General features: G+C 46.3%; 21 protein-coding genes. 8 read left to right on the top strand and 13 right to left on the bottom strand.

Features of this window, described 5'->3' with window-relative positions:
- Nucleotides 1–86 precede the first annotated feature (86 nt).
- The 3 genes from corA to QUA00_RS24455 form a co-directional block, all read right to left on the bottom strand.
- Complete coding sequence (corA, locus tag QUA00_RS24465) at nucleotides 87–1,268, bottom strand: magnesium/cobalt transporter CorA (protein ID WP_333411430.1); 1,182 nt, start codon at nucleotides 1,266–1,268, stop codon at nucleotides 87–89.
- Nucleotides 1,269–1,344: 76 nt separating this feature from the next.
- Nucleotides 1,345–5,580 (bottom strand): PAS domain-containing protein, encoded by a 4,236-nt coding sequence (locus QUA00_RS24460; RefSeq protein ID WP_333411429.1) that lies wholly within the window; start codon nucleotides 5,578–5,580, stop codon nucleotides 1,345–1,347.
- Nucleotides 5,581–5,590: 10 nt separating this feature from the next.
- Nucleotides 5,591–5,719: a hypothetical protein gene (locus QUA00_RS24455; protein WP_333411428.1), complete on the bottom strand. Its 129-nt coding sequence runs from the start codon at nucleotides 5,717–5,719 to the stop codon at nucleotides 5,591–5,593.
- Nucleotides 5,720–6,289: 570 nt separating this feature from the next.
- On the opposite strand from QUA00_RS24455, the gene QUA00_RS24450 reads away from it, so the two are divergent.
- Both QUA00_RS24450 and hemG read left to right on the top strand, forming a co-directional pair.
- Entirely contained in the window at nucleotides 6,290–6,415 is a 126-nt protein-coding gene (locus QUA00_RS24450; RefSeq protein WP_333146462.1) for a hypothetical protein, read from the top strand.
- Between the two features lie 25 nt (nucleotides 6,416–6,440).
- Nucleotides 6,441–7,901 (top strand): protoporphyrinogen oxidase, encoded by a 1,461-nt coding sequence (hemG, locus tag QUA00_RS24445; RefSeq protein ID WP_333411426.1) that lies wholly within the window; start codon nucleotides 6,441–6,443, stop codon nucleotides 7,899–7,901.
- Between the two features lie 118 nt (nucleotides 7,902–8,019).
- Here the strand turns inward: hemG and QUA00_RS24440 are convergent, their stop codons facing one another.
- The 5 genes from QUA00_RS24440 to QUA00_RS24420 form a co-directional block, all read right to left on the bottom strand.
- Nucleotides 8,020–8,712 carry a response regulator transcription factor gene (locus QUA00_RS24440; protein ID WP_333146457.1) on the bottom strand — a complete coding sequence of 231 codons (693 nt, stop codon included), beginning with the start codon at nucleotides 8,710–8,712 and terminating at the stop codon, nucleotides 8,020–8,022.
- Between the two features lie 105 nt (nucleotides 8,713–8,817).
- Nucleotides 8,818–11,088 carry a hypothetical protein gene (locus QUA00_RS24435; RefSeq protein WP_333411424.1) on the bottom strand — a complete coding sequence of 757 codons (2,271 nt, stop codon included), beginning with the start codon at nucleotides 11,086–11,088 and terminating at the stop codon, nucleotides 8,818–8,820.
- Between the two features lie 589 nt (nucleotides 11,089–11,677).
- A complete protein-coding gene (gene psb34, locus QUA00_RS24430; RefSeq protein ID WP_333103838.1) occupies nucleotides 11,678–11,845 on the bottom strand; it encodes a photosystem II assembly protein Psb34 in 168 nt (55 codons plus the stop codon).
- Nucleotides 11,846–11,914: 69 nt separating this feature from the next.
- Nucleotides 11,915–12,721: a thiazole synthase gene (locus QUA00_RS24425; protein ID WP_333146476.1), complete on the bottom strand. Its 807-nt coding sequence runs from the start codon at nucleotides 12,719–12,721 to the stop codon at nucleotides 11,915–11,917.
- A 199-nt stretch (nucleotides 12,722–12,920) separates the two neighbouring features.
- Nucleotides 12,921–13,439: a CdiA C-terminal domain-containing protein gene (locus QUA00_RS24420; RefSeq protein WP_333146453.1), complete on the bottom strand. Its 519-nt coding sequence runs from the start codon at nucleotides 13,437–13,439 to the stop codon at nucleotides 12,921–12,923.
- A gap of 45 nt (nucleotides 13,440–13,484) precedes the next feature.
- Between QUA00_RS24420 and QUA00_RS24415 the strand changes: the two genes are divergently transcribed.
- Nucleotides 13,485–14,180: a Crp/Fnr family transcriptional regulator gene (locus tag QUA00_RS24415; RefSeq protein ID WP_333411422.1), complete on the top strand. Its 696-nt coding sequence runs from the start codon at nucleotides 13,485–13,487 to the stop codon at nucleotides 14,178–14,180.
- A 255-nt stretch (nucleotides 14,181–14,435) separates the two neighbouring features.
- Here the strand turns inward: QUA00_RS24415 and QUA00_RS24410 are convergent, their stop codons facing one another.
- From QUA00_RS24410 to QUA00_RS24400, 3 genes are all read right to left on the bottom strand, one after another.
- On the bottom strand, nucleotides 14,436–14,771 hold the full coding sequence (locus QUA00_RS24410; protein WP_333411421.1) for a cupin domain-containing protein: 336 nt from the start codon (nucleotides 14,769–14,771) through the stop codon (nucleotides 14,436–14,438).
- A gap of 99 nt (nucleotides 14,772–14,870) precedes the next feature.
- A complete protein-coding gene (locus QUA00_RS24405) occupies nucleotides 14,871–15,650 on the bottom strand; it encodes a methyltransferase domain-containing protein (protein WP_333411420.1) in 780 nt (259 codons plus the stop codon).
- Nucleotides 15,651–16,075: 425 nt separating this feature from the next.
- The gene (locus QUA00_RS24400; RefSeq protein WP_333411418.1) at nucleotides 16,076–16,264 is read right to left on the bottom strand and encodes a hypothetical protein; all 189 of its coding nucleotides are present in this window, start codon (nucleotides 16,262–16,264) and stop codon (nucleotides 16,076–16,078) included.
- Between the two features lie 31 nt (nucleotides 16,265–16,295).
- Here QUA00_RS24400 and QUA00_RS24395 point away from each other — a divergent pair, with 31 nt between their 5' ends.
- The 4 genes from QUA00_RS24395 to QUA00_RS24380 all read left to right on the top strand — a co-directional run bounded on the left by QUA00_RS24395 (nucleotide 16,296) and on the right by QUA00_RS24380 (nucleotide 17,650).
- Nucleotides 16,296–16,706, top strand: a complete 411-nt coding sequence (locus QUA00_RS24395) for an MAPEG family protein (protein WP_333286386.1) — start codon at nucleotides 16,296–16,298, stop codon at nucleotides 16,704–16,706.
- Nucleotides 16,707–16,902: 196 nt separating this feature from the next.
- Nucleotides 16,903–17,085, top strand: coding sequence for a hypothetical protein (locus QUA00_RS24390; RefSeq protein WP_333286388.1), 183 nt, complete (start codon nucleotides 16,903–16,905; stop codon nucleotides 17,083–17,085).
- Nucleotides 17,054–17,413: a hypothetical protein gene (locus QUA00_RS24385; protein WP_333411417.1), complete on the top strand. Its 360-nt coding sequence runs from the start codon at nucleotides 17,054–17,056 to the stop codon at nucleotides 17,411–17,413. Before QUA00_RS24390 ends, QUA00_RS24385 begins: the two co-directional genes overlap by 32 nt.
- Nucleotides 17,414–17,449: 36 nt before the next feature.
- The gene (locus QUA00_RS24380) at nucleotides 17,450–17,650 is read left to right on the top strand and encodes a hypothetical protein (RefSeq protein WP_333300975.1); all 201 of its coding nucleotides are present in this window, start codon (nucleotides 17,450–17,452) and stop codon (nucleotides 17,648–17,650) included.
- Between the two features lie 143 nt (nucleotides 17,651–17,793).
- Here QUA00_RS24380 and murD read toward each other — a convergent pair whose 3' ends face one another.
- Both murD and glyS read right to left on the bottom strand, forming a co-directional pair.
- Entirely contained in the window at nucleotides 17,794–19,140 is a 1,347-nt protein-coding gene (murD, locus tag QUA00_RS24375) for a UDP-N-acetylmuramoyl-L-alanine--D-glutamate ligase (protein WP_333411416.1), read from the bottom strand.
- 596 nt (nucleotides 19,141–19,736) lie between these two features.
- The gene (glyS, locus tag QUA00_RS24370; protein ID WP_333411415.1) at nucleotides 19,737–21,899 is read right to left on the bottom strand and encodes a glycine--tRNA ligase subunit beta; all 2,163 of its coding nucleotides are present in this window, start codon (nucleotides 21,897–21,899) and stop codon (nucleotides 19,737–19,739) included.
- A gap of 178 nt (nucleotides 21,900–22,077) precedes the next feature.
- Between glyS and QUA00_RS24365 the strand changes: the two genes are divergently transcribed.
- Nucleotides 22,078–23,205 carry a HetZ-related protein 2 gene (locus QUA00_RS24365; RefSeq protein WP_333411413.1) on the top strand — a complete coding sequence of 376 codons (1,128 nt, stop codon included), beginning with the start codon at nucleotides 22,078–22,080 and terminating at the stop codon, nucleotides 23,203–23,205.
- The last annotated feature ends 395 nt before the right edge of the window (nucleotides 23,206–23,600 follow it).

Genomic DNA, 23,600 nt, shown 5'->3' with positions numbered 1-23,600 from the left:
ATTCAACTAGGGGCAGGAAACCTTTTTACATAAAAGGATTTTGGATTTTTCAATCTTCAATCCCCAATCTCAAATCTCCAATCCGGTTACTTTAATGAGTCATCTTTCACAGTAGAAAAATTATCAAACCAGCCGCGCCGCCAGAAAAAGTAAACTAAACCAGAGGCGATTCCTACCATCACCGCCCAACACAGCGGATAGCCAAAATACCAATTCAGTTCCGGCATATTCCAAGGCGATTTCTCTGTATTGAAATTCATCCCGTATACTCCCGCCACAAAAGTTAGAGGAATAAAGATACTCGAAATCACCGTCAGCAATTTCATGATTTCATTCATTTTATTACCAACCGAAGACAAGTAAACATCCATCAAACCAGAAGACAACTCTCGATATGTTTCCACCATATCCATCACCTGCACTGTGTGATCGTAACAGTCGCGCAGGTAAATTCGCACCTCTGGACTAATCAAATCACTGCTATCTCGAATCAAAACATTAATTGCATCCCGCTGCGGCCAAATGGCGCGGCGCAGAGTCAGCAATTCTCGCCGGATTTTATAGATTTTTTCCAGGGTTTTGCGGGTGGGGTTCACCACCACTTCATCCTCTAATTCTTCAATGCGCTCTCCATAAACTTCTAATACAGGGAAGAAGCCATCTATAATCGAATCTAACAGAGTATAAGCCAGATAATCGGCTCCGTGTTTGCGAATAGTTCCTTGTCCTTTACGAATGCGATCGCGCACGGGTTCAAAACAATCATAGTCCGGTTCTTCCTGAATAGTTAACAGGTAATGTTTCCCCAAAATTAAACTAACTTGTTCTTTATGAAAATTCTCTGAATTCGGCTTAAGTATCACCATCCAGGCAATGATTAAAATGTGATTTTCGTAATCTACAACTTTTGGGCGCTGTGGTACATTAACCACATCTTCTTGAGCCATAAGATGCAAATTAAACACTTTACCCATTTGGCGCCAAGTTTCTTTGTTTCCTAATCCCAACATATCAACCCAAGAAACAGATGCTGTATCTAAATAAGCCGAAGCGTCTTGAGGATTTGCCAATTTACCGCGAGTTGCGGCTGTTTCGCAATAGTCAATTAATACAATCTCGGGAGGCGGCGCATCGGGTTCTAAGTCGAGAGTTCCCGGCGGAGCCCCCGGATCGTCATAAAAATAGTCAACGTAGGAATCATCATCATCGTCATCATCTTTAATTGGTTGTGCAACTGCATTAGAAGTATGTATGCTTTTGTATACCATGCTAATATTCCTGACTTTTACAACCTTTAATTAGATTATCATTTTTATGGTGCAACTACCACTTACCAATGACTCATTACCTCTGCCGAATTGGAATCTCGATCGCAAATTCAGTTCCCTCTCCCGGCGCGGAAATGCACTGCAGCGTCCCTCCGTGTCTTTCCACCACAATCTGATAGGAGATAGACAGTCCCAAACCTGTACCTTTGCCTACTGGTTTAGTAGTAAAAAACGGGTCAAATACCCGACACTTAACAGACTCTGCCATTCCCGACCCGTTATCGGAAATTACGATCGCAACCCGATTATTCTCCAACACCTCCGTGCGAATCCGAATCCAAGGCAATGTGTCGCAACTTAAAGGTAAACTAGCAACATCTTGCCCTTCCTCTTCGACATAACTCGCCAATTCCAACTTCCTCTGCCTGACATTCGCTAAAGCATCAATAGCATTATTTAAAATATTCATAAACACTTGATTTAACTGTCCCACGTAGCACTGTATCTGCGGCAATTTTCCATATTCTTTAACTATTTGAATAGGACGATTTCTACCATTTTCTTTAATCTTGTGTTGCAAAATTAACAGAGCACTCTCTATTCCTTCGTGAATATTAACACGCTTAAGATCGGATTCTTCCAGGCGGGAAAAGTTACGCAAAGACAGAACTATTTGGCGAATTCGATCGGCTCCAGTTTGAATTGAAGTCAGCAGGTGCGGGAAATCCTCTTTCATGAATTCTAGTTCTATTTCTTCTACCAAATCTTGGATAACAGCAACAGGTTCCGGGTAGTATTCCTGGTACAAACTGCACAGTTCCAGCAAGTTTTTGGCATACTCACTAGCGTAAGTGATATTACCGTAAATAAAACTGACAGGATTATTAATTTCGTGAGCAATTCCCGCCACTAGCTGTCCCAAACCCGACATTTTTTCCGCTTGAATTAGTTGAGCTTGAGTCCTGCCTAATTGTTTCAATGTTTGCTCTAGCTGGCGATTTTTATGTTTTAATTGAGCTTCGGCTTGTTTGCGCTTGGTAATATCACGGGCGAGAATAATAATCTGATCTGAATTAAATGGCAACAGTCGGGCTTCATAAGTTTTTTCTCCTTCCGACATGGAAAGCGAATATTCTATATCGATTGAATTTCTTGTTTCGGAAATTTCAAAGATTGCTTGGGCAAATTGACCGGCGACATTGGGTGGCAATATGTCTGTGATTCGTTGACCAATAAAATGTCCGGGAGGTACGTATAAACTCGAAGAAGTTCCTGACAAATAATCCACGATTATACCGTCAGCATCTAGTCGAAAATACAAATCAGGCAAAGCGCGAAAAACAGCTTCTAACTCTAAAGTTTTTTGGCGCAATGCTTCCTCGGCGTAGTACCGATCGCTAATATCAAAAATCACCCCGTCCAAATAGCAAACGTTTCCATCTGCGTCGAACACAGGAGAACCTTTATCCCACACCCATTTAACCGTGCCGTCTGCTGCTAGCAAGCGGTATTCCAAGTTATAAGACTCTTTGTTTCCTATGGCTTGCCGAATAGTTGCTTCTACTTTGGCCAAATCTTCCGGGTAAATAATGCTAGCAAAAGTCCGGCATCTCCTGTCCAAAAGCCAAATAAAATCTGCCGCATGGTAGCCCGTTAATAAGTAAACGGCATCGCTAATAAAATTAGTCGAAAAATCGCACCTCCAGCGATAAACCACTCCGGGAATATTAGCTACCAAAGACCTAAATCTGGATTCACTTCTACGCAAAGCTGCTTCCGATTCATGTCGTTCGGTAATATCGTGAGCGAAAGCTAGCACTGCAAATACATTACCTTCAGCGTCGCGCAGGGGAAGTTTTTGGGTATCAAAAATATGTACTGAACCGTCAGCAAGAGTTGCCGGATCGCAGGGATTGTGGATGATTTCGCCGGCCAGTACAGCAGAGTCGTCTGTGCGGAAGCCTCGGATATTTCTGGCCCAATTCCCAAACACGAGTTCTTCTGAAAATCCTAATTCTAAATCAGATTGGCCAATTATCTCTTCGACTGTTTTGCCGATCGCTTGAGCGAAACTCCTGTTGGCCAAAATACAGCGAAAATTTTTGTCTTTGGCCAAAATCCAGTCGCTAGTTTTGTCTATTACTGTACGCAGGAGTTGTTCTGAACGTTCGGTTTTTTCCAAAGACGCCTGCAGTTCTAGTTCTAGGCACTTGCGACCAGTAATGTTTTCAAAAGCAACACCGACGCAGTTGTTGGGTAATGGAAAAGCTTTAATAGAAAAAGCGCGAGTTATTCGACCCCCTTCATCGCACTCAATATCTTCAAGTTCTACGGCTTTCTGGGTGCGAATTACCGAAGCAAATGCTTGGGGAATATTTTTCGCTCGCAGGTGGGGAAAAATCTCGTCGATTGTCATACCCAAAACATCCGCCATTTCTAATCCGGTAAATAGGGTAGCTGCAGGATTGGATGCGATCGCCCTGAGAGTGCTGTCATCGTCTATATTTTCTAAATGGTAGACGTACAAACCAATTTGCATATTCTCGACAATTTGGTCGTAGAGGCGCACGCTTTCGTCTACCTGCCTGCGTTCGGTAATATCTTCAGTAATCCCCAAAACGTACTGAGGACGGCCTGCAGCGTCGAGAATTGGCACTTTGCGGGTGTGCAGTATTCTCATACCTTTGTGGCGAGTTTGGATCGGCTCTTCGCCTATGTCTTTAACAGTAGATTGGTTGTGCTCACCGGTCAATATTTCCCTGTCTTGAGCAGTAAAAACATCAGCTTGTTCTTTGGGGTAAATATCGTAGTCATTTTTGCCGATCGCCTCTTGAGAGGTAACACCGGCGATCGTTTCTCCCGCTTTATTCCACAGCACAAATTTCAGCGAAGAAGCATCTTTAGCAAAAACTCCCACCGGCAGATTTTCTACTACGGAATTGAGGAAAGCTCTAGCTGATTTTAATTCCGATTCTGCACGCTTGCGTTCGATGCCTAAAGCAATGACATCCGCCACCGATGCTAAAGTTTCCTGAAACGGTGCTGTCAGCGGCTGGCTGCTGATAATTACCATTACTCCCACCAGCCGTTCTTCGACTATTAAAGGGTAGCCGGCGAAGGTGAGAATTTGCTTGGGTATTGGGCAATTTGTCTGCTTTTGACTGGCATTGATAATTGCTACTTCGGAACTTGGCGCCTCTGTTGCTTTTGCGGATTCTTCCTCTGGGAGTCCAAAATTGTTCAGTTCAAATCCGCAGTCAAATTCCGGTTTTTGCTGTTTGGCTATAAAGTTAACCTTACTTTCAATAAACCTAGCCCGATCGTCTGTGCGACTGTAGATTCCCGATGCTGCTTGCAATTGGCAAACATTATGTTGAGAGTTGAAAGTCCAAATTTCAGCCGAAGCGACATCGAGATTTCGCACCATTGCCTCGCAGCAGGGAAGCAGGATATCTTCAGGGTGTTTGGTGAGGGCAATACCCACATCGGCTACCATTGCTGTGAGGCGAGAAGCTTGGGCTTTTTCTGCTTCCAACCGTTTGCGATCGGTGATATCTTCCACCAAAGAAAGCACGGTAAAAGTGTCGCCACTGCGAATAATCGAGTTGAACCAGCGACACCAAATTACCTGTCCGCTTTTAGTATAGTTGCGGTTAATTGAAGTATTGCCGTTGCCAGTGGCTAGTTCAAGCTCGATCGCGCTTACAGCCTCTCGATCTTCCTCGCAAATCAAAGCCAAATCGCCGAACTGCTTGCCCATCATATCATCGGATGTCCAGCCAAAGATTTCTTCGGCACGTTTCGACCACTGAACTATCCGAAAATCTTCATCCCAGCCCACCATTGCCAGGGGACTGTTAGCTGCATTCAACCACAGTAAATGGTTCGATCGGCGTAACTGTTGAGTTTTCTGCTGCTGCCAGCGGTAATGCCTGGTGATATCTCTACCGACGCCCAAAACCCGCATCTGCTTGCTAGAGGCATCCACCGCTGGCGTGTAAGCAGTTTCGTAAATTTTAATCCCGCCGTCTGCCGTCGTCACCTCATGAATTGCCAGCCTTGTTTCCCCGGTTATAAATACTTGTTGCAGGCAGGAATCAATCTGCGAAATTATATTTTTGACAGCAGCATTATTGGGATATAATTTTAATAATTCCTGATTAGTTTTGTTGACTATTTCAGCCGGCTCCAATCCCATCCAAGCAGCAGCGACTGGATTTATCGATAGGTAATTTTGCTGTCGATCGCACTCTAGGAAAGCATCAACAGAGTTAGAGAAAAAAGACTGAAACGAGTTGATAACTTCCTGCATGGGTATTTTTTCATGAGAAAAGCTTAGTATTGTGGAAACCTCGTGTCTTTAGGCTCATCTGTTGCACCATTTTCAATAAGCTTTTATGGGCGGGCGGATGCCCAACCCACAAGAAATTAAATCTTTGTGGAACAGGCATCTTGCCTGTTCTTGAGAATGGTGCAAGATGTGAGTAGACCGATCGAGGAAAACACTCATCAGGCAGTTTTAACCGCCTTGAATATTGATTATTGCTAGAGGGGGCTACTTCGACACTTGGTACTTTTATGATCTACTTTCAACGGAAGAATTACCGTTTCAAATATTTCACGCGCGATCGCCTAGCAGCTTGGGCTTACACCCATATTTTTGATAACGTAATCAGTTAAGACGATCGCTGGTCAACTCTCTCTTTTGATTAGGGCATAAAGCCCCATCTGTTGAGAGCGGGGTGCTGACTTGCTTAAGCTCTAAAATTTTCCTAAAGTTAGTTTAACCCACTCAAATCTTTTTGGACACTTTACTACTGCGTTTCCCAGTGCAATTTTCGGCGCTGTTCCCTATAATACAAAAATTTTAAATAAATAGTATTTTTGGGAATATAGCTTAATAACAGCAGATGGTCTTTTTTTACACCAGACCCAGCGGATACAAAAGCGAGATGGATAGACGGGGAGACGGGGAGGTGGGCAGAGGTTAATCCACAACCTGCGAGAAAAATCCTTAAGAAATGCCCGACAGCTTAGTGATTCCCAATTCCCAATTCCCGATTCCCAATTCCCAATTCGGTAATCTGAAAGCGGTTTGGCAGTACCCGAAGCAAAGAACGCAAGCCGTGCAAAGCCATGTAACATAAAGATTGCGATATTTTTCTATGTAATATGGAACTATTAGATACCTTGATTGTGGGTGCGGGTATTAGCGGTTTGAGTTTGGCGCACGCACTTCACAAGGAAGCAACGAATCCATCCTCGCTAAAGATTTTAGTCGCTGAGAGTCAGGGACGTGTGGGCGGGAACATCACCACTGTGACAGCGGGGGGGTTTCTCTGGGAGGAGGGCCCGAACAGTTTTTCGCCGACGCCAGAATTGATGAAGTTGGCTGTAGATGTGGGATTGAAGCAGGAGTTGATTTTTGCCGATCGCAAATTGCCTCGTTTTGTGTATTGGCAAAAAAAGCTGCAACCGGTGCCGATGACTCCACCGGCGATGATTCAGTCTCAGTTGCTGAGTTTTCCGGGGAAACTGCGGGCGTTGTTCGGGGCTTTGGGGTTTGTCGCGCCGGCAATGGGCGCTGGACTTTCGCAGCAGCGTGACGAGGAAACTGTTTCTCAATTTTTCCGCCGTCATCTGGGGCAGGAAGTGATGCAGCGGTTGGTGGAACCTTTTGTTTCTGGGGTTTATGCGGGCGATCCGCAACAACTTAGCGCGGCGGCGGCTTTTGGCCGGGTAGCAAAGATGGCTGATCTGGGTGGCGGGCTGATGGCGGGGGCGCTGCTTTCTGCTAGGAAAAGACCGAAGCAAATGCCTGCAGACCCGAATGTGCCTAAGACTAGGCCGGGGGAGTTGGGTTCGTTCAAACAGGGGTTAAAGGCTTTGCCAGAGGCGATCGCTGCTGAATTGGGCGATCGAGTTAAACTCAACTGGCACTTGACTCGCCTCCAGCGTACACAACGCGAAACTTACATTGCTGTATTCTCGACGCCCGACGGACAGCAGGAAGTTGAGGCGCGTACCGTGGTTTTGACCACACCGGCTTATGTTACAGCCGATTTGTTGCAGCCTCTGCAACCAGAAGTTAGCAGCGCTTTACAAGCTTTTACTTATCCTACGGTTGCCTGCGTGGTAGTAGCATATCCGCATTCGGATGTCAAGGGTAAATTAGTAGGTTTTGGAAATTTAATTCCGAGGGGGCAGGGAATTCGCACTCTGGGGACGATTTGGACATCCAGTTTATTTGCCGATCGCACGCCTGCGGGCTGGCACACTCTCACCAGTTTCATCGGCGGGGCTACAGACTCGGAAATTGGCAATCTCGACTCAGAAGAAATCGTTCGGGAGGTGCACCGAGATTTGTCTCGGATTTTGCTGAAACCAGATGTGCCGCAGCCAAAAGTTTTAGCGGTGAATGTGTGGAAGCGGGCGATTCCTCAGTACAATTTGGGGCATTTCGATCGCCTGCAACAAATCGATCGAGGTTTAAAATCCTTGCCTGGGGTGTATTTGTGCAGCAACTACGTTGGCGGCGTAGCTTTGGGAGATTGCGTGCGAAGGGGTTTTGATGGTGCACGAGAAGTGGGCGAGTATTTGCAGAACAAACAATCAGATACTCGATCGATCTGAATTATTTTGTGGGGAGGGCGGGTTTACAAATATCGAGGATGTGAATCAGAGATATTGGTGAACCCGCCCCTATACAGCCTTCTGCCTGGTGTTCCGGCGGACATGCCAGCGAATGCTACTAGGTTGTTGGCTCAAACTTGTAACCCACCCCCCGGACGGTTTGAATCATCGATATTTGAGTGGCATCTGGTTCAATTTTGCGACGAATTTGACCGATATGAACATCCACCACGCGATCGGCTCCTACATACTCGTAGTCCCACACTTCATGCAGCAATTCCGATCGCCTCCACACGCGACCGGGTTTGCTGGCCAAACAGTACAGCAGATCGAATTCTAAAGCAGTCAAAGCAACTATCTGACTGCCGAGAATTACCTCGCGGCGAACCGGATCTATTAGTAGCTCTCCAAAAGTAAGACTTTGTTGTTCGGCGGGAGTAACTATGCGTTTGCGCTTCAAAATTGCTGCAACGCGAGCTCCAATCTCTACAAGACTAAAAGGTTTAGTAATGTAGTCGTCAGCACCTTCGGCAAACCCTTTCATTTTGTCAGCTTCATCGGTTCGGGCAGTCAGCATCAACACAAACACGCCCGTGCGTCTTTGCATTTCTTGACACAGTTTGTAACCAGTTGTATCAGGTAAATTTACATCTAGAACTACTAAGTCAGGATTGAGTTGCTCAAATAATTCCAGACCCGTCTCACCGTCCTCGCCAGACTCAACTTGATAACCTTGCTGGCTCAAAAAACGGTGAATTAAATTTCGGATTGCCGGGTCGTCATCAACCACAAGGATTTTTACAGGGGCCATGACCACAAGTTTGCTTGAAGAATTAGGCAAGAAGATTCAGCCATAATAATAGAAAACTGGATACAAATCTCGAAAAAATTGAGCTTTTAATAGTTATAGCCATATTTATAACCTACGCAAGATTTCGGGCAATAAATCTCCGGGAACTTTGGATAAGGCTAAATTTTGGCCTGGCAGCCCACATTCACTATAGAAAGCTCTAATCGTTTTGACAATATAGCTCAATGCTGTTTGCCGGGAATCAGCAGCTTGGGAGTTTGCCGGGGCTTGCAGGTTGAGTTTATCCCCATATATTAACCCTTTGTCATTGAGATGTTGTCCCCATTCGGCGCACACTTGCAACTGGTGGTGCAGTGCTGCTTCTAGATGGCTTGTCTGTGCGACTTTGTTAGCGGCGAAATCTGGGTCGGTGGCTAGTTGATAGTGGGCTAGTCCGAGATTGTTACGGGCGGCCAAGGCGTCAAAAGTGAGTTTGGTTCGATCGATCTCTCCGGCAATATCCAGGGCGGCTTCGTAGGCGGTAATCGCCTGCTGCAATGATTCCGTCCGCGCCTGTTTCTGCTGGAAGTGGTTCGCCAAATGCCAATAAGCGGTACCGAGATTATTGTAGGTGGCGGCTGCTGCTGCGGGTACTAATTCTCTGGTGCGGTATTTCAATGCTTCGCGGTAGGCGGAAATCGCCCTGACTAGCAAGGGTTCTGAGGGTTGGTGCTGGGCGAGGTTCCAGCAGGCGGTACCGAGGTTGTTTTGCACTCCGGCATAGTTGAGGGGTTCTCGTTCGGGACTGTAACAGGAGAGGGCTTGGGTGTAAGCTGCGATCGCACTTTGGAGATATACGATCGGCTCACCATCTTGAGCTAAATTCCAGTATGCTGTCGCCAAATTATTCTGAGCAGCAGCGTACTGCTGAGGCTCCACGGCGGGGTCTAGATCCAGCAGCGCTTGTTGGTAAGCTGCAACTGCGTGCTGCAAGTTCTCTGTCTTGTCTCGATAGCGGGCTAAATCGGCCGAGGCGATTCCCAAATTTTTGTTTAATCTAACGCGGGTTTGGGGTACGGTTTCGGCATCTGTTCGGTTCAAACCTTCAAGGTAGAGGGCGATGCTGCGTTCAAGGCTGGATACTGGATCTGAGGCGTTGAGGGCATTGGTGCGATCGCGCGACAGCATCCAGTAGAGAGTACCGAGATCGTTGAGCAAATCGGAAATTGGCGGTAGGCTGTTGGACTCCTGGGCGTACTGAGTTAAATTTTCTGTCAATTGGGCAATCAGCCGCGCGCATTCCTCAGTTAGTGGTTGATTTTGCTGCGAGTTACTGTCAACGTCGAGATAGGCAATCACTTGTTCGATCGCGCGAATGGCGATTGTCAGGTTTTGCTCTGAAACGTCTCCGCCCAGAATGCGATCGCGGTAGTAATTTCCCAAACCGTGATAAGCCAAAGCCAATGCTTCGGAACAACACTGATGTTCTTGCAGCAGTTCGATGTATTGCAGGGTTTGCAGCGGCAGAAAATTCTCCTCTGATGCAGCATCATTTTCTGCTTCCAAATCCTCAGAAGCCGCTGCTAGCACCAAATCTGCCAGTTGGACGGATTTAGAATCTGGCGCTGGGGAGGGGGGATGGGAAATTGGTGGGGATTGTTCCTCATCTGTCAGTTGGACGGATTTAGAATCTGGCGCTGGGGACGGGGGATGAGAAATTGGGAATTGTTCGTCGGGAATTGGGGATTGTCCAGACAAAGAAGATATTAAAAGTTTGTTACCAAAGTCTCCGCTGTCCCGCAAGTTTCGCAAGTCTCCTGAGTTCCCGAAGTCCTCAAAGTGCCCGAAGTCTTCCTTAGCTGGAGTTGGTTCGCCTTCAAACTCAAATACTCCGGTTCGCCAGTGCCAAAATTCTGGTGCCGATTGCTCGATCGAACTTAGCCAGGGCCGCGACACCCACAGCAACAGAGCAGACTCGCACAATTGCAGGTTTGCTTCAATGTCCCTCAAATAGCTCAGGAACGACCACTGCACGGCTGCTGACTGCCTGGTCAGGTGTTCTGCCCCGATAATTTGAAATCCCGGCAAACGGCTGTAGCTGCCTCTGTTTTGTGGCGGTGGGTGTTGGGTCAGCCACGCGGCGATCGAACCCCAAGGATTTGGATCGCTCAAGTCGAGTTCCAAACTGACAAATCGGGGGTAGTCGATCCGAGGATCGGAGCCTGCGCTCTCTGCGACTAATTCTGTGTGCAAGCGGGCTGCCAGACAGTCCCGCAAGCACAAGTCGTCGCAGGCGGCGATAAAAATTTGACGGCGTAAATTGAGGTCGATCGCCTGTTTCAAGCGTTGGTAGATCAGCTTGTTCGAGCTAGAAACTTTTTGGGAAGGAATAGACATCAGGATCAGCCGATTTTAGATTTTAGATTTTAGATTTTAGGTTTTAGATTTTGGATTGTAGATTTTAGATTGTAGAGTTGAGAGTTGAAATCTCGATCGCTCATAACTCACAACTTGCGCCCCGAAGGCAGTCAATCGATTTGAGATTTTAGATTTGAGATTTTAGATTGAAGCCTTGACCGCACGGATAAATTCGGGGGCTCCTTTATCGGATACAGGTTTTTTATTTCTGGGCCCTGAGTCTGCTTTCGGAATGAATCCGGGGGCTTGTATCCTGGATGCTTGATTGTCAATCGCACCGTTGATGACTAAAGGAGTGTAGATTTTCAATTGGCAATTTTATGTGGGTGGCAAACCAGTGTGATTAAGTGCAACCCAAGTCCCTGAACCCGACAGCCGAGAGGAAAACACCAAATTTATGCTGGTCTTATTTAGCTTTCCAGCTCGCTCGGCACGCTTCAGGATTGTCGCAACTCCCTGCTTTGTATTGAAACACAAAAACCATGTTGCCTTGGGAAAGGAAAACATGGTTTCTCGAAGGATTATTTAAAATTGCGATTTGAAGCAGCTTTGAGTCTCAGGCCAGTTTTCAGACGGAGGCAGCCACGTACACCAAACCGGCGACTAACATGGCTGCTGCAATACCCAGGATGATGTAGTTGCGTTGCTGATTTTTGTTGGGAGGTACGGCTTCATACACCTTCGGCTCTTTAGCAAAGTTGTTCAGGCGTCCATCGTCATCTTTGATGTAAGGCATCAGTCACAATCCTTAATATTTTTGATGTTTACAACTCTACCAAAAAAGCGCCCAGGAAAATTCAGGAATTTATTTGGATGTGACAGTGCCTGTTTGCGGAGAAGAGGCGATCGCGTAATCTTTGATCGGCATTCTGCCTGCTAAGTACGCCATCCGCCCCGCTTCTGCCGCCATTCCCATTGCTTTTGCCATTGCTGGGGAATTTTGGGCATTGGCGATCGCGGAATTAATCAACAGTGCATCGGCTCCCATTTCCATTGCTCGGGCTGCTTCGCTGGGCGTTCCGATCCCCGCATCGACAACCACAGGAACATTTACCGTGTCAATAATTATTTGAATGTTGGCTGCATTGTTGATCCCTTGCCCTGAACCGATGGGCGAACCTAAAGGCATGACTGTCGCACAACCGACTTCTTCTAGGCGTTTTGCTAGCAGGGGATCGGCATTGATGTAGGGCAAAACGGCAAAACCTTCTTTAACTAATTGTTCTGCCGCTTCCAAAGTGCCGATCGGATCGGGCAGCAAATATTTAGCATCGGGAATCACTTCTAATTTGACAAAATTATTGTCTTCTTGCCCTAAAAGTTTCGCCATTTCCCGGCCTAAACGAGCTACTCTAATTGCCTCATCTGCAGTTTGACAACCGGCAGTATTTGGCAGCATCCAGATTTTAGTCCAATCGAGAGCCTCTGCCAATCCTTCATGACCCGGAGCATTTGTTTGCACTCGCCGCACAGCCACGGTAACAATTTCGCACCTGCTAGCGTTGACACTTTGCTGCATTTCTGCAATGCTGCGATATTTTCCCGTCCCCGTCATCAAGCGAGAATGAAAAGTTTTGCCAGCAATAACCAGAGGTTTGTCTAAAGATGGCATTTCTGTATCTACTGGATAGCCAAAAATGCTGTACTCAAGTGCCTCTTCCCAGTTTTTTCTGCCTCCCAGCATTGCTTCAAGCTGCCAACCTTCTTTGATAGTTAGATCGTCGCGGGTAACAGCATATAAAATTTGCCCTACAGTAATTAATTTAGCATCTCGCGGCATATTATTTTTCAACCCGCACTCTACGATTTCTTTAAATTCGCTGAAATGGTCTTCCATTTTGCCAGTCTTCCCTTGTAATGAGTTGAATTTGTTTGCTGTTGGCAACAAAAAATATTTGTTGAATCTGATTTTGGGTATCCCAAAACAGACCTTGTTTGATGCCAGCGTTGATTTTCCAGACATCGTAATTTTCTCGGTTGATGTGAAAAACAACTACTGATGCACCTTGATTTTTGGCCCTGCTGATTCCTTCTTGAACTCGATACCTGATGTTCCTCGTAGATTCTGTTAACTCCTTAAATTCGCAAATCTCACCGTCTATCTCAGCGTCTGGCGTTCTCACACCCTCTGCTGCTTGCTCGCTCAACATTCTAACTCTCTTCCCTATTTTAGCCAAAACTTCAGCAAGAAAGATTTCCGAATTATTAAGATTATGTTGTTGGTGAATTAGCACAAATCCGCCAGCTATCTCATCAAAATAATATCGCCGATATTCTGGTTCTGCATTTTCGTAGATGGCTCTGCTTGTTTCGATATATTCTGAATTCACCGTTACTATACTCTCAATGGACTCGGATCGGGTAGAGTTAAAGGTATGAAAGCAAATGTTGAGCAACTGGCTAAAATTGGAATATTTACCAGCTTAAACCAAACTGAATTAGAGCGATTGCAAGAACATACAGCAATTCGCACTTACGGACAGGGAGAAGTTGTGATGTATGAGGGCGATCGCATCCCCGAAAAATTATACACTCTTTTGAGCGGTTCTCTGCGGGTTGCAAAAACAGCGGCAGCGGGCAAAGAAACAATTCTCCGCACTTTGTTTCAGGGAGATATTTTTGCCGCACCTGCTTTGCTAGGCAACGGCATTGCCCCCGCAACGGTGACTGCAGAAACTGATGTGGAAGTTCTTACCACAGAACGGGAAGTTTTGCTAGCAGCAATTCGGGAAAATCCTGAGATTGCCTTGCGAATATTGGCGGTGTTTAATCAGCGGTTGCAGCAACTGCACGAGACTGTGCACGGTTTGGTGTCGGAAAGGGCGATCGTGCGGCTGGCCCGATTTATTCATTACTTTGGCGTCGAGCAAGGTAGGAAGATGGCGGATAATAGTGTATGTTTAGAAAAACGTTTTCCCTACTATCAAATTGCTCGCAGTATTGGCATTACCTACGAAGAATGCGTGCGGTTGTTTAAAAAACTCAAGCCTTTGTCTCCTACAGTCGAGGCGGTAAAATTATTGTATTGGATTGGGAAAAATTGGAGGATATCGCCTCTGGAGATGAAATAGACTAAATGTTAAAATCCCAATTCTTGTAGTGCGGGTTTTACCAACAATTTACGTCTCAAACTAACAATCTCGTAAACCCGCCCCGCCCCAACTGATGATGCTACGGGACATGATTTCACAAACAATATTTGACTGCCACTCACTATCTATATAAACCCGCCCCGATTCACGGGTTGTGGGGGGCGGGTTTATGAGATTATTGATTTTAGGCAAGTATGGTTGGTAAAACCCGCCCCTACAGCAATATTTATGGGATTAATGAGGCTCGGAAAGTGTCAAAATAAACGCCAAATTTTCTTCGGCTTTCAAAGCGTGAAGAGCGTGACCGGGCATGAAGACAAATACCCCCGGTTCCAAAACAATATCCTTGCCTTCCAAAGTCAAAATACCTTTTCCTTCGATGACATTAACTGTGGCATTCCGTGCCGAAGAGTGTTCCGAAATTTCCGTTCCTGCCGCCAGACAAAATAAACTGTACTGACAATTTTTGTCTTTGACTAAAATTTTGTTCAGCACTCCGGCGGCGGGATATTCAATTGCGTCTCGGAGTTGGATTGCTGAAGATTGTAGCGGTAAAAGAGTAGTAGTCATAGTTTTTGACAATTAATTAATTTGGTCACAAGTCTCGAATTTATCATTGGCTTCACTTTCTTCCATCGAAAATCGAAAATCGAAAATCGATTGAGTCGGTTAAGATTGTTTTTTGGCAGAGATAACGATGTAGCCTAGATCCTGTTGGTAATGCTGGAAAACTCGACGCATTGCTAAGATACGATCGCGAATTTGCGATCGACTTAATATATTCCACAAAATCCGCACAGTACCAACAAACCCTTCATCTTGCAGCATTCGCGACAAGTTGAGGAGCCCCATCGCCCCGGTTTGAGACTTTTCTACTTGCAAACCCGCGTTTTGGTAAACAGCAATCCAGCCAGACTCAGACAAAGGCGTTGAATTAGCCCGCGTCACTTCTGATAAAGCTTTGTGAATTTCTGATTCTCGGTTTCTAGCTAAAAGTTCGTGAGAGAGAAACTTGCCGCCTGGTTTTAAACGATCGCAAATTCCCGATACAATTTTAGCTTTCCCCGACGGGGACTGCATTGTCAGGATAGCTTCAGCCAACACCCAATCAAACTGTTGGGAAATCCGATCCAAGTGAAAAATATCTCCTTCCACAATTTCCACTCGATCGCTCAAACCCGCTGCTGCAACATTAGCACGAGCGCGGGCCACACTCTCTGGATTTTTCTCCACTCCCACTACTTTTACGCCAAAACGTTCAGCAAGGGCGATCGAACTATATCCAAAACTAGCAGCCAACTCCAAAACAGTCTCCCCAGGCTGAAAATCCGCCCATTCAAATAACTGTTCCGTAGCAAGTTTTCCCCCCGGCCTCAGCATTTTCTTGCCAGCCGCCGCGAGCACTTCATGTCCCGGTGCAGTCTTAAAATTCAGAGCAGTATTGGTCATTGAATTGACCTCCTATTTAACCTTACTCTCAGTTTGCCAAATTTTCTCAAATCTTTCTATGATCTAGCTCATATTCAAATTATCCTAGGCTGACGAACCCTACAATATCAGGAATTATACCATGTCCGCCCCTCAACAATTCGGACTGTTTTTGATGGCCAACAAAGCTTTCAGTCGAAAGCACAAAACCCGTACTCGTTGTAGTAGAACTTATTGCTGTTAATCCTGCCAACGAATTCGATCTAAATAATTAACTTTTGTTGCGGTGGAACAAGCCTATGCAGGTGCAACCCGTCGATTTGAAATTTAAGATTTAAGATTTTAGATTGTAGATTTTAAATTTGAGATTTTAAATTTGAGATTTGAGATTTGAGATTTGCTCTACAGATGAATCTGGGAGGTTGAATAAGATTCTAAAATTTGGGCTACTCACGACAAGAGTCGCGGGTTTGTATCCGTCGGCAGGTGCAATCAAAAACAATCAAAATCCCAGCCAGCAAGTTTTCGAGGATGTCCCGGAACTCTAAAGCAATTGCCGCGCCACTAATACCCAGCAGTTGAATCAAATCTCCTGCCTTGAATGACGCGATCGGCAATAATTGATTTATAATCAAGATATATACTCCACCCCAATCATACCGAATCATGCTCGCAGAAGCAAACGCCACACTTTGGCCTAGTCTAATTACTGTTTCAGCATTAATTCTCTACTTCGTTGTTACCATCAACGTCGGCAGAGCTAGATTCAAATACAAAGTTTCTCCCCCGCAGGTGACAGGAAACCCAGACTTTGAGCGAGTGTTGCGAGTTCAGCAAAATACCTTAGAGCAAATGATTCTATTTTTGCCCTCGCTGTGGCTGTTCTCGCAATTTATCAGCCCAATTTGGGGCGCAGGTATCGGCGCAGTTTGGATAGTTGGACGCATTTTGTTTGCTTGGGGTTACTATCAAGCTGCCGAAAAAAGAGCGGCAGGATTTGGCATTAGTACCTTAGCTACTTTAGCTTTGCTTGGTGGTTCCTTAACTGGCATAATTATGTCGCTGCTGAAGGTTTGAGCGTAGCTTCCGATAGACATAATTGTTTTTCTACTCGTTTTACTCGTTTCCAGGCTCTGCCTGGTAACGCAGATCCGGAGGCTCAGCCTCCAATTTTCCTGCTGAAAAAGCGAGGCAGAGCCTCTCGACAGCGGTTCCCTGGCAGAGCCTGGGAACCAGTTAAATCCAAGTCTTTCAATCGCCTTCAGGAGTAAATATGTCAGAAACCAACAAACCCGTATTTGAAATTAACCCGAAACTTTTTCAGCAGCTTGTCGAGTGGCAAGAAAAACTTGAACGAGAAGATGAATTAGCAAGCGAGTCAGAAAACGAGAAACTAACTCAGGTAATAACTCCTCCCCACAGTGATGAACAGCATTCTCAAACAGATAATTTCTAGCTGGTGGCTAGCAGCATCTTTGGGATTTCCGGCTGCTGTCTCGGCTCAATCGCTGACGCCTAGCCAAATTCAGCAAGTCAATAGCGGTTTGTTTCGTTCTAACTCTCAAGATTTCTTTCAGCAAGGCTATCGCCAACTGGAAAGGGAAATCGCTACTTTGTTGCAAAAAAATGGCACTTCCCAAGGCAATATTCTGGAGATTGATGAAAAATTGCGCTCTCAGCTTTGTAGCCAATTTAAAATATCGTCGTCGCATTCTGATACAATAAGTGCTGCTCAAAGTGCTGATTTCCAGAGCAAATTAAAAGACATTTGCAGACACAATTAAAATGACAGTGAGGTCAATATTCAAACTTTAGTGCGAATGGATAAGGAGGCAATGGCCAAGTTAAAAACAGCCATGCTGGAAGCGGAAACCGCTGCTCATTTGGCAGCAATCATTATTGATTATACTCATGAGGAAATAATGATAGTTTTTTCTGAGCTAGAATGGGAACAGCAGGCGAGAATTAAGGATATTTGGAAGACAGTATGGACGGGGGGGGTTTATGAAGATTATGGTTAGCCAATTAAAGATGTTGGTGAACCCGCCTCTTGTATCTTGAAAGCGGTAGATTGTGATTGACAGTTGGGTGGGGGCGGGTTTACGAGATTATTGGTTTTAGGCATAAATTGTTGGTGAACCCGCCCCTACGGGATTGGTGTCCGTTAAATCAGGGATTCGAGGCATATTTGGCGGAAATGATCGCCCCGTTGCTCGAAGTTTTGGTATTGATCGAAGCTAGCACAGGCTGGGGAAAGCAGCACTACTTTAGCGTTGTTCTGTTTGCCTAATTCTGCGGCTCGCGGGATCGCTCGTTCCATTGTTTCGACAATTTCCCAAGCGTTGTAATTTGCTTGTGTGAGCCGATCGGCAAAAAGACTCGCCGCATCCCCAATTAGCAGCACCGCAGCAGCTTTCGCCTTGATTGTATCAATCCATGCGCGATCGTCCCCTTCTTTGGCGTCGCCGCCCGCAATTAAAATCGCCGGTGCGCTCACAGAAGCCAACCCGACTTGCGCGGCGTCATAATTAGTAGCTTTGCTGTCGTTGATGAAATCTATGCCTTCCCAAGTGCAGATGTGTTCGAGGCGGTGCGAAACTCCGGGGAATTTAGCGATCGCCCGGGCGATCGCACTTTTATCTATCCCCGCCAAATTAGCTGCCGCCACCGCCATTAACAAATTCTGCAAATTGTGTTCTCCCACCATCCGCAAAGAATCAGCAGGCAGAATTTTCTCGCTTTGAGCGATTACCCAACCATCTTGAATATAGGCTCCAAAATCTGTATTTCCCAACAAATCTTTTTTACCTTTGACACTCGTCCAGCACGCATCCGGCCAAACGTCAACTCCTTGCTGCCGCAAACAAGGATCGTCGCCGTTAATTACTTGCAATTCCGACTTTTTCAGCAAATGGGCTTTAATGTTGTAGTAATTTTCTAAAGTTTTGTGGCGGCTGAGGTGATCCGGCGTCAAAGTCGTCAAAACTCCGATGCGTGGCGCTACAAACGGCGAGGATTCTATCTGATAGCTGCTGATTTCTGCGATTACCCAATCCGGCTGTTTTTCGGCTAAAGCTAATTCGCACGCAGCATAGCCAATATTGCCGCAAGCGGGAGCATAAAGCCCGGCCTCTGCAAAAATAGCAGCAATTAAAGCAGTAGTAGTAGTTTTGCCGTTAGTGCCGGTAATTCCCACCCAAGGAGATTTGAGGTAACGCCACGCGAGAGCCATTTCTCCGATTGTTTCAATGCCTAACTCTCTGGCGCGCACTAATGGTGGACTGTCCCAGGGAACACCCGGACTTACTACTATTAATTCTATAGATTCGACTGGTTCAAAAGATTTACCTAACTCCACATGAATTCCTTCGTTAGCGAATTCCTGTTGCTGTTCGAGCAAGTTTGGGGAAGATGAGCGATCGCTCAGCGTTACTTCCCATCCTTCGCGTTTGAGCAGTCTGGCGGCGGCAATTCCTGATTTTCCTAGTCCAATGATATGAGCTATCGGCATAAGCTGTGTGTGTGATGGAGCGAACTTCCCTGGTTTTATAAGTTTATATCTTAACCTTGAATTGGTTGTTGACTATTGGCCATTTAGCTTATTTTTTAAGAGAGCGATCGAACTCTGCCCAGACGCGCGCGGTTCGGCAATAATCCTAATAGATTTACTCGTTTTATTGGTAAGCTTTAATGTTATTGGGAGCGATATTTTTAACAAGTAGGTTTCTCAAGTTGGTTTGCCTACAGGCTCGCCCGTTGCCTCCCAAGGCCCGCCAGGGGTTGAAAACCCCTGTCTAACAGCTAAAGTCAGTTAAAACTGAGATATTGCACCATTGTCAGCAACAGGCAAGATGCCTGTTCCACAAAAGATAAATTTTCTTGTGGAACAGGCATCTTGCCTGTTCACAAAAGGCTATTTGAGAATGGTGCAACATAGGAGTTAAAACTGACGGAAAAGTCTAGTATGTGTGGGTTTCAGTCCTCTTAAGAGGACTTTCGCTTTGAGACGGGGGTTTCAACCCCCGGCGGACTGAAGCGGAGGTTTTCAACCCCCGGCGGACTGAAGCGGAGGTTTTCAATCCCCGGCGGACTCAAATATTGTAAATTCTAACTTTTCACGATCGCCCCAAAGTCAGCCAACACCCGCGCGTGATTCCGCAGCAAACCCAGTAAATTCAACCGATTTTGCTTAATTTCCGGGTCAGAATCCATCACCAAAACGCTTTCTGGCCCGTCGAAAAAGTTGCTGACAGTCGGAGCAATCTCAGTCAAACTATCTACTAACTGCTGGTAATCCCGAGTTTGTTTGCATAGCAGCGTTTGCGGCACTAACTGCACGACTGCATCGTAAAAAGCTTGTTCAGACGATTTTTGAAATAACTCTGGTTTCACCGCATTTTTCGGTTCCAATTCTACTTTATCCAAATCACCTTGAGCCGCCAAACGAGTTGAACGATTGACTGTTTCGTAAATTAGATCCAAAGTCTGGTTATTGCGGATTTGTTGTAGGAAAAGTGCTCTTTCCAGTGCGTCCAATAAATCTCTCAATGCTCGTTCAGTATATTCTGGGTCGTTTTCTCCCAAAACTGCATTTACCAAATCATAATCTACATTTTTTTCTTCTTGCAACAAAGTCCTAATTCTTTGTAAGAAAAACTCGTCTAATTGCGATAGCAACTCCCCCGGTGTTTCTGGGCGCGCTGCGGTAAATTCGGCAACAACTTGTGCGAGCAACTGGTGCAAGTTGACTGGCAACTGAGCCGCCCAAATAATGTTAGTTATTGCATTAGCGGCCCGGCGCAAAGCGAAGGGATCGGATGAACCAGTCGGCAACATTCCCAAGCCGAAGATGCTGACTAAAGTATCTAATTTGTCGGCTATTGCGACAACTTGACCTGTGAGAGTTTGGGGCAAATTGTCGCCCGCACCTTTAGGCAAATAATGTTCAAAAATCGCTGTGGCTACTGCTTCCGATTCGCCACTTGCTAAGGCGTATTTCTGCCCCATGATTCCTTGCATTTCGGGAAGTTCGTAAACCATTTGGGTTACGAGGTCGGCTTTGCAAAGTAAGGCTGCTCTGGCTACATCAGCTTGCTCTTCCTCTGTGATTTGCAGTTGATTGACAATTAAACTGGCAATCTTGCACAGCCGATCGACCTTTGCGCGTACTGTCCCCAAATCTTCCTGGAAAGTAACTGTTTCCAACTTGGGCAAATAATCCTCTAGAGGCTTTGCCAAGTCTGCTTTGTAGAAAAACTGACCGTCTGCCAATCTTGCCCGCACTACTCGCTCGTTACCGGCGGCAATAATCGCGGCTTTAGCCGGAGATCCGTTGGAAATTGTAATGAAATAGGGCAGAAGTTCGGGATAATCGGGGCTTTTGAGGATGGGAAAATACCGCTGGTTTGTAACAATAATTGTGGTGATTACTTCCGGCGGCAATATCAAAAATTCTTCGTCAAATTTACCGACAACTGCGTTCGGCCATTCTACTAAGTCGGTGACTTCTTCTAACAAATCTTCGGTAATGTCGGCATAACCGCCTTGTTTTGTCGCTGCGGCTTCTACTTGTGCTTTAATTTGATTTTTGCGCTCGGTTCGATCGACCTCTACGCAAGCAGCCCGCAGACACTCCACATAATCCTCGGCTTGGGGGATCGAGACCCCTCCCAGCGGTGTAGGGGGGGTGTATAACACCCGGTGTCCTTGGGAAATTCGATCGCTCTTGACCGTATCCGAACCGCTCACCAATGTAATTGGCAGTACAGTATCATCCAACAGTGCCACTAACGATCGAATCGGGCGCGGAAACTTCAAATCTCCATCGGCCCACCGCATAAATCTTTTGCCTTCTAACTTGTTAATCCACTGCGGCACAAGTTCTGTCAAAATATCCGCTGTCATCCGCCCCGGAATCTTTTTGAGCACAAACACAAAATCGCCTTTATCGGTAGCGCGAACTTCCAAAGCATCAATTTCTACGCCCTGCTTTTTCGCAAAACCTTCCGCTGCTTTCGTCGGTTTGCCATCTTTAAAAGCCGAACTTGCCGGCGGCCCTTTTACCTCTTCTTCTCTATCTAATTGCTGAACTGGCAGTCCTTTCACGAGAACGGCCAAACGCCTCGGAGTAGCGTATACATTAATAGAGTCATTTGTCAAGGATTCTTCTGCCAGCGTTGCAGGTACAAGTCGCTGCCACTGCTGGGCGCTGCCTGAGACAAAAGATGCGGGCAATTCTTCTGTACCGAGTTCTAATAAAAAGTTAGGCATATCGCACCGTAATGGAATTTTGTTTAGGGTAATTTAAGGTAATTTATCCGATCGCGCGTTGGCGTTAGCGAAGCGATCCGAAGGAAAGCCCTCGAAGAGGATCGTATATCTGAAAAATACTCAAAAATCCAGGATACCACGTAAAATCGGGGGTGAAAGACAATATTCTCGGCAGCCCATGACCTTGGCCCAAAGACTAGGACAAGATTGGAAGTCTCGACTCGAACAAGATTGCCCGCAGGAGAGTTCTAGCACTCGCGAGAGTGTTGTCCGCTGGCTGTTGGGAGACAAGCCCGAAAGATTTGACACTCTTAGCCCAACTCAATTGTCTGTCGCCTCCGGCGCGATCGACTTTTTATATCGAATTTTGATTTCTCGGTATCTGGGAGTACCGCCAGAAAAAGCTTACCGCAACTTGATCGGGCGACTCGGCGGTTTGGTTGTGCTCCGGCAAAAAATCCAAGCCTGGGTTTCCCTGAGTCGCGACAGACAGCGGAGTGCGGTGGAGGTACTACAAGAAGTGATTCAGGAAATGCTCAATTCCGATCGCTACCTGCAGCAGCAAGTCGCCTGGATTGCCGAATGCACCTCAGACAGACGCCTGCGAAATGCTTTGCTGCTAGCGAGCACAGAAGAATACTGCTTGCGGCCGATCCGCAACCAGCCGCTGCTGGTGTACCGTTTTGTCAACTACCTGCGGCGTGCCCAGCGCGGCGGGTTGACCCAAGTGCCTGCGGGAGACTGGGTGCGGCTGGTGTCGGAACAGGTTCTACCCGACGATACAGACGAACCGCTCAGCTTGTTAGACGAACAGGCCATGTCCGAGTATCGAGAAAATCAAGCTTGGGAAGAGCAGCAAACTCAGCGGCAGATTGTCCAAAAAGAATTTGAGAATTACTTGGCTGCTGAAGTCGATCCGCTGGCTTCCCGGTGGCTGCGGCTTTACCTGCAAGGTCGTTCCCAAGAGGCAATTGCCGAGGATTTGAAGGTTCCAATCAAGCAAATTTACCGCTTGCGAGAAAAAGTCAGTTATCACGCGATTCGGGTTTTTGCGGTCAAACAAGCACCGGAATTAGTCGCCAACTGGCTGGAAACTTCGCTCCAAGAACACAGTTTGGGCTTGACTCCGGCTCAGTGGCAGCAATATTTACAAGACCTCACGCCGGTGCAGCGGCAGTTGGTAGAATCGCTGAAAGCAGGGAAAAGTGTAGAGACGATCGCATCTGAATTAAAGCTGAAAACCAATCAAGTCATCGGCGAGTGGAGCAAACTCTATTTAGCAGCTCAATCTCTCCGCAACGAGTAGATTGGTAATGGGTGGCAGGCAATTGCTAATTGTTAATGGGCGGTAGCATTTTTCAGAATCCGCGCTACAAATCAATTCCCTCACAGCCACAGAGTTCTGCGAGTTTCCCCGTGGAAAACCGCGCGATGCCCTTTGTATCAATTCAGGTTAGATTAATCGGGCTCTTGTAGCGCTGGCAGGACGATCGCGCTCCGAGACGATCGCAGTCAACTCTCTGAGGTAAGATACTAGCAGCACGATCGACTTTTCAGGATTTTTTAACCAATCCTAAATTCAGCGGTGGCCCGTAAATCATCGGTTGTGGTGCATCTATAATACTTGTGCATTAAAGACATAATTCTGTCGTTGCTAGCCACGGGAATCAATTTCGGGCGATCGATGATAGTGGGTCTAGA

It is taken from the genome of Microcoleus sp. T2B6, assembly GCF_036700475.1.
GTDB lineage: Bacteria > Cyanobacteriota > Cyanobacteriia > Cyanobacteriales > Microcoleaceae > Microcoleus.
Note: the sequence above shows the minus strand (reverse complement) of the source record. Positions and strands in the feature narration are given on the sequence as shown.

What these genes read in the sequence shown, in the direction of transcription:
- corA (WP_333411430.1), bottom strand. Translation starts at nt 1,268, where the DNA reads ATGGTATACAAAAGCATACATACTTCTAATGCAGTTGCACAACCAATT.
- QUA00_RS24460 (WP_333411429.1), bottom strand. Translation starts at nt 5,580, where the DNA reads ATGCAGGAAGTTATCAACTCGTTTCAGTCTTTTTTCTCTAACTCTGTT.
- QUA00_RS24455 (WP_333411428.1), bottom strand. Translation starts at nt 5,719, where the DNA reads ATGCCTGTTCCACAAAGATTTAATTTCTTGTGGGTTGGGCATCCGCCC.
- QUA00_RS24450 (WP_333146462.1), top strand. Translation starts at nt 6,290, where the DNA reads ATGCCCGACAGCTTAGTGATTCCCAATTCCCAATTCCCGATTCCCAAT.
- hemG (WP_333411426.1), top strand. Translation starts at nt 6,441, where the DNA reads ATGGAACTATTAGATACCTTGATTGTGGGTGCGGGTATTAGCGGTTTG.
- QUA00_RS24440 (WP_333146457.1), bottom strand. Translation starts at nt 8,712, where the DNA reads ATGGCCCCTGTAAAAATCCTTGTGGTTGATGACGACCCGGCAATCCGA.
- QUA00_RS24435 (WP_333411424.1), bottom strand. Translation starts at nt 11,088, where the DNA reads ATGTCTATTCCTTCCCAAAAAGTTTCTAGCTCGAACAAGCTGATCTAC.
- psb34 (WP_333103838.1), bottom strand. Translation starts at nt 11,845, where the DNA reads ATGCCTTACATCAAAGATGACGATGGACGCCTGAACAACTTTGCTAAA.
- QUA00_RS24425 (WP_333146476.1), bottom strand. Translation starts at nt 12,721, where the DNA reads ATGCCATCTTTAGACAAACCTCTGGTTATTGCTGGCAAAACTTTTCAT.
- QUA00_RS24415 (WP_333411422.1), top strand. Translation starts at nt 13,485, where the DNA reads ATGAAAGCAAATGTTGAGCAACTGGCTAAAATTGGAATATTTACCAGC.
- QUA00_RS24410 (WP_333411421.1), bottom strand. Translation starts at nt 14,771, where the DNA reads ATGACTACTACTCTTTTACCGCTACAATCTTCAGCAATCCAACTCCGA.
- QUA00_RS24405 (WP_333411420.1), bottom strand. Translation starts at nt 15,650, where the DNA reads ATGACCAATACTGCTCTGAATTTTAAGACTGCACCGGGACATGAAGTG.
- QUA00_RS24395 (WP_333286386.1), top strand. Translation starts at nt 16,296, where the DNA reads ATGCTCGCAGAAGCAAACGCCACACTTTGGCCTAGTCTAATTACTGTT.
- QUA00_RS24390 (WP_333286388.1), top strand. Translation starts at nt 16,903, where the DNA reads ATGTCAGAAACCAACAAACCCGTATTTGAAATTAACCCGAAACTTTTT.
- QUA00_RS24385 (WP_333411417.1), top strand. Translation starts at nt 17,054, where the DNA reads ATGAACAGCATTCTCAAACAGATAATTTCTAGCTGGTGGCTAGCAGCA.
- QUA00_RS24380 (WP_333300975.1), top strand. Translation starts at nt 17,450, where the DNA reads ATGGATAAGGAGGCAATGGCCAAGTTAAAAACAGCCATGCTGGAAGCG.
- murD (WP_333411416.1), bottom strand. Translation starts at nt 19,140, where the DNA reads ATGCCGATAGCTCATATCATTGGACTAGGAAAATCAGGAATTGCCGCC.
- glyS (WP_333411415.1), bottom strand. Translation starts at nt 21,899, where the DNA reads ATGCCTAACTTTTTATTAGAACTCGGTACAGAAGAATTGCCCGCATCT.
- QUA00_RS24365 (WP_333411413.1), top strand. Translation starts at nt 22,078, where the DNA reads ATGACCTTGGCCCAAAGACTAGGACAAGATTGGAAGTCTCGACTCGAA.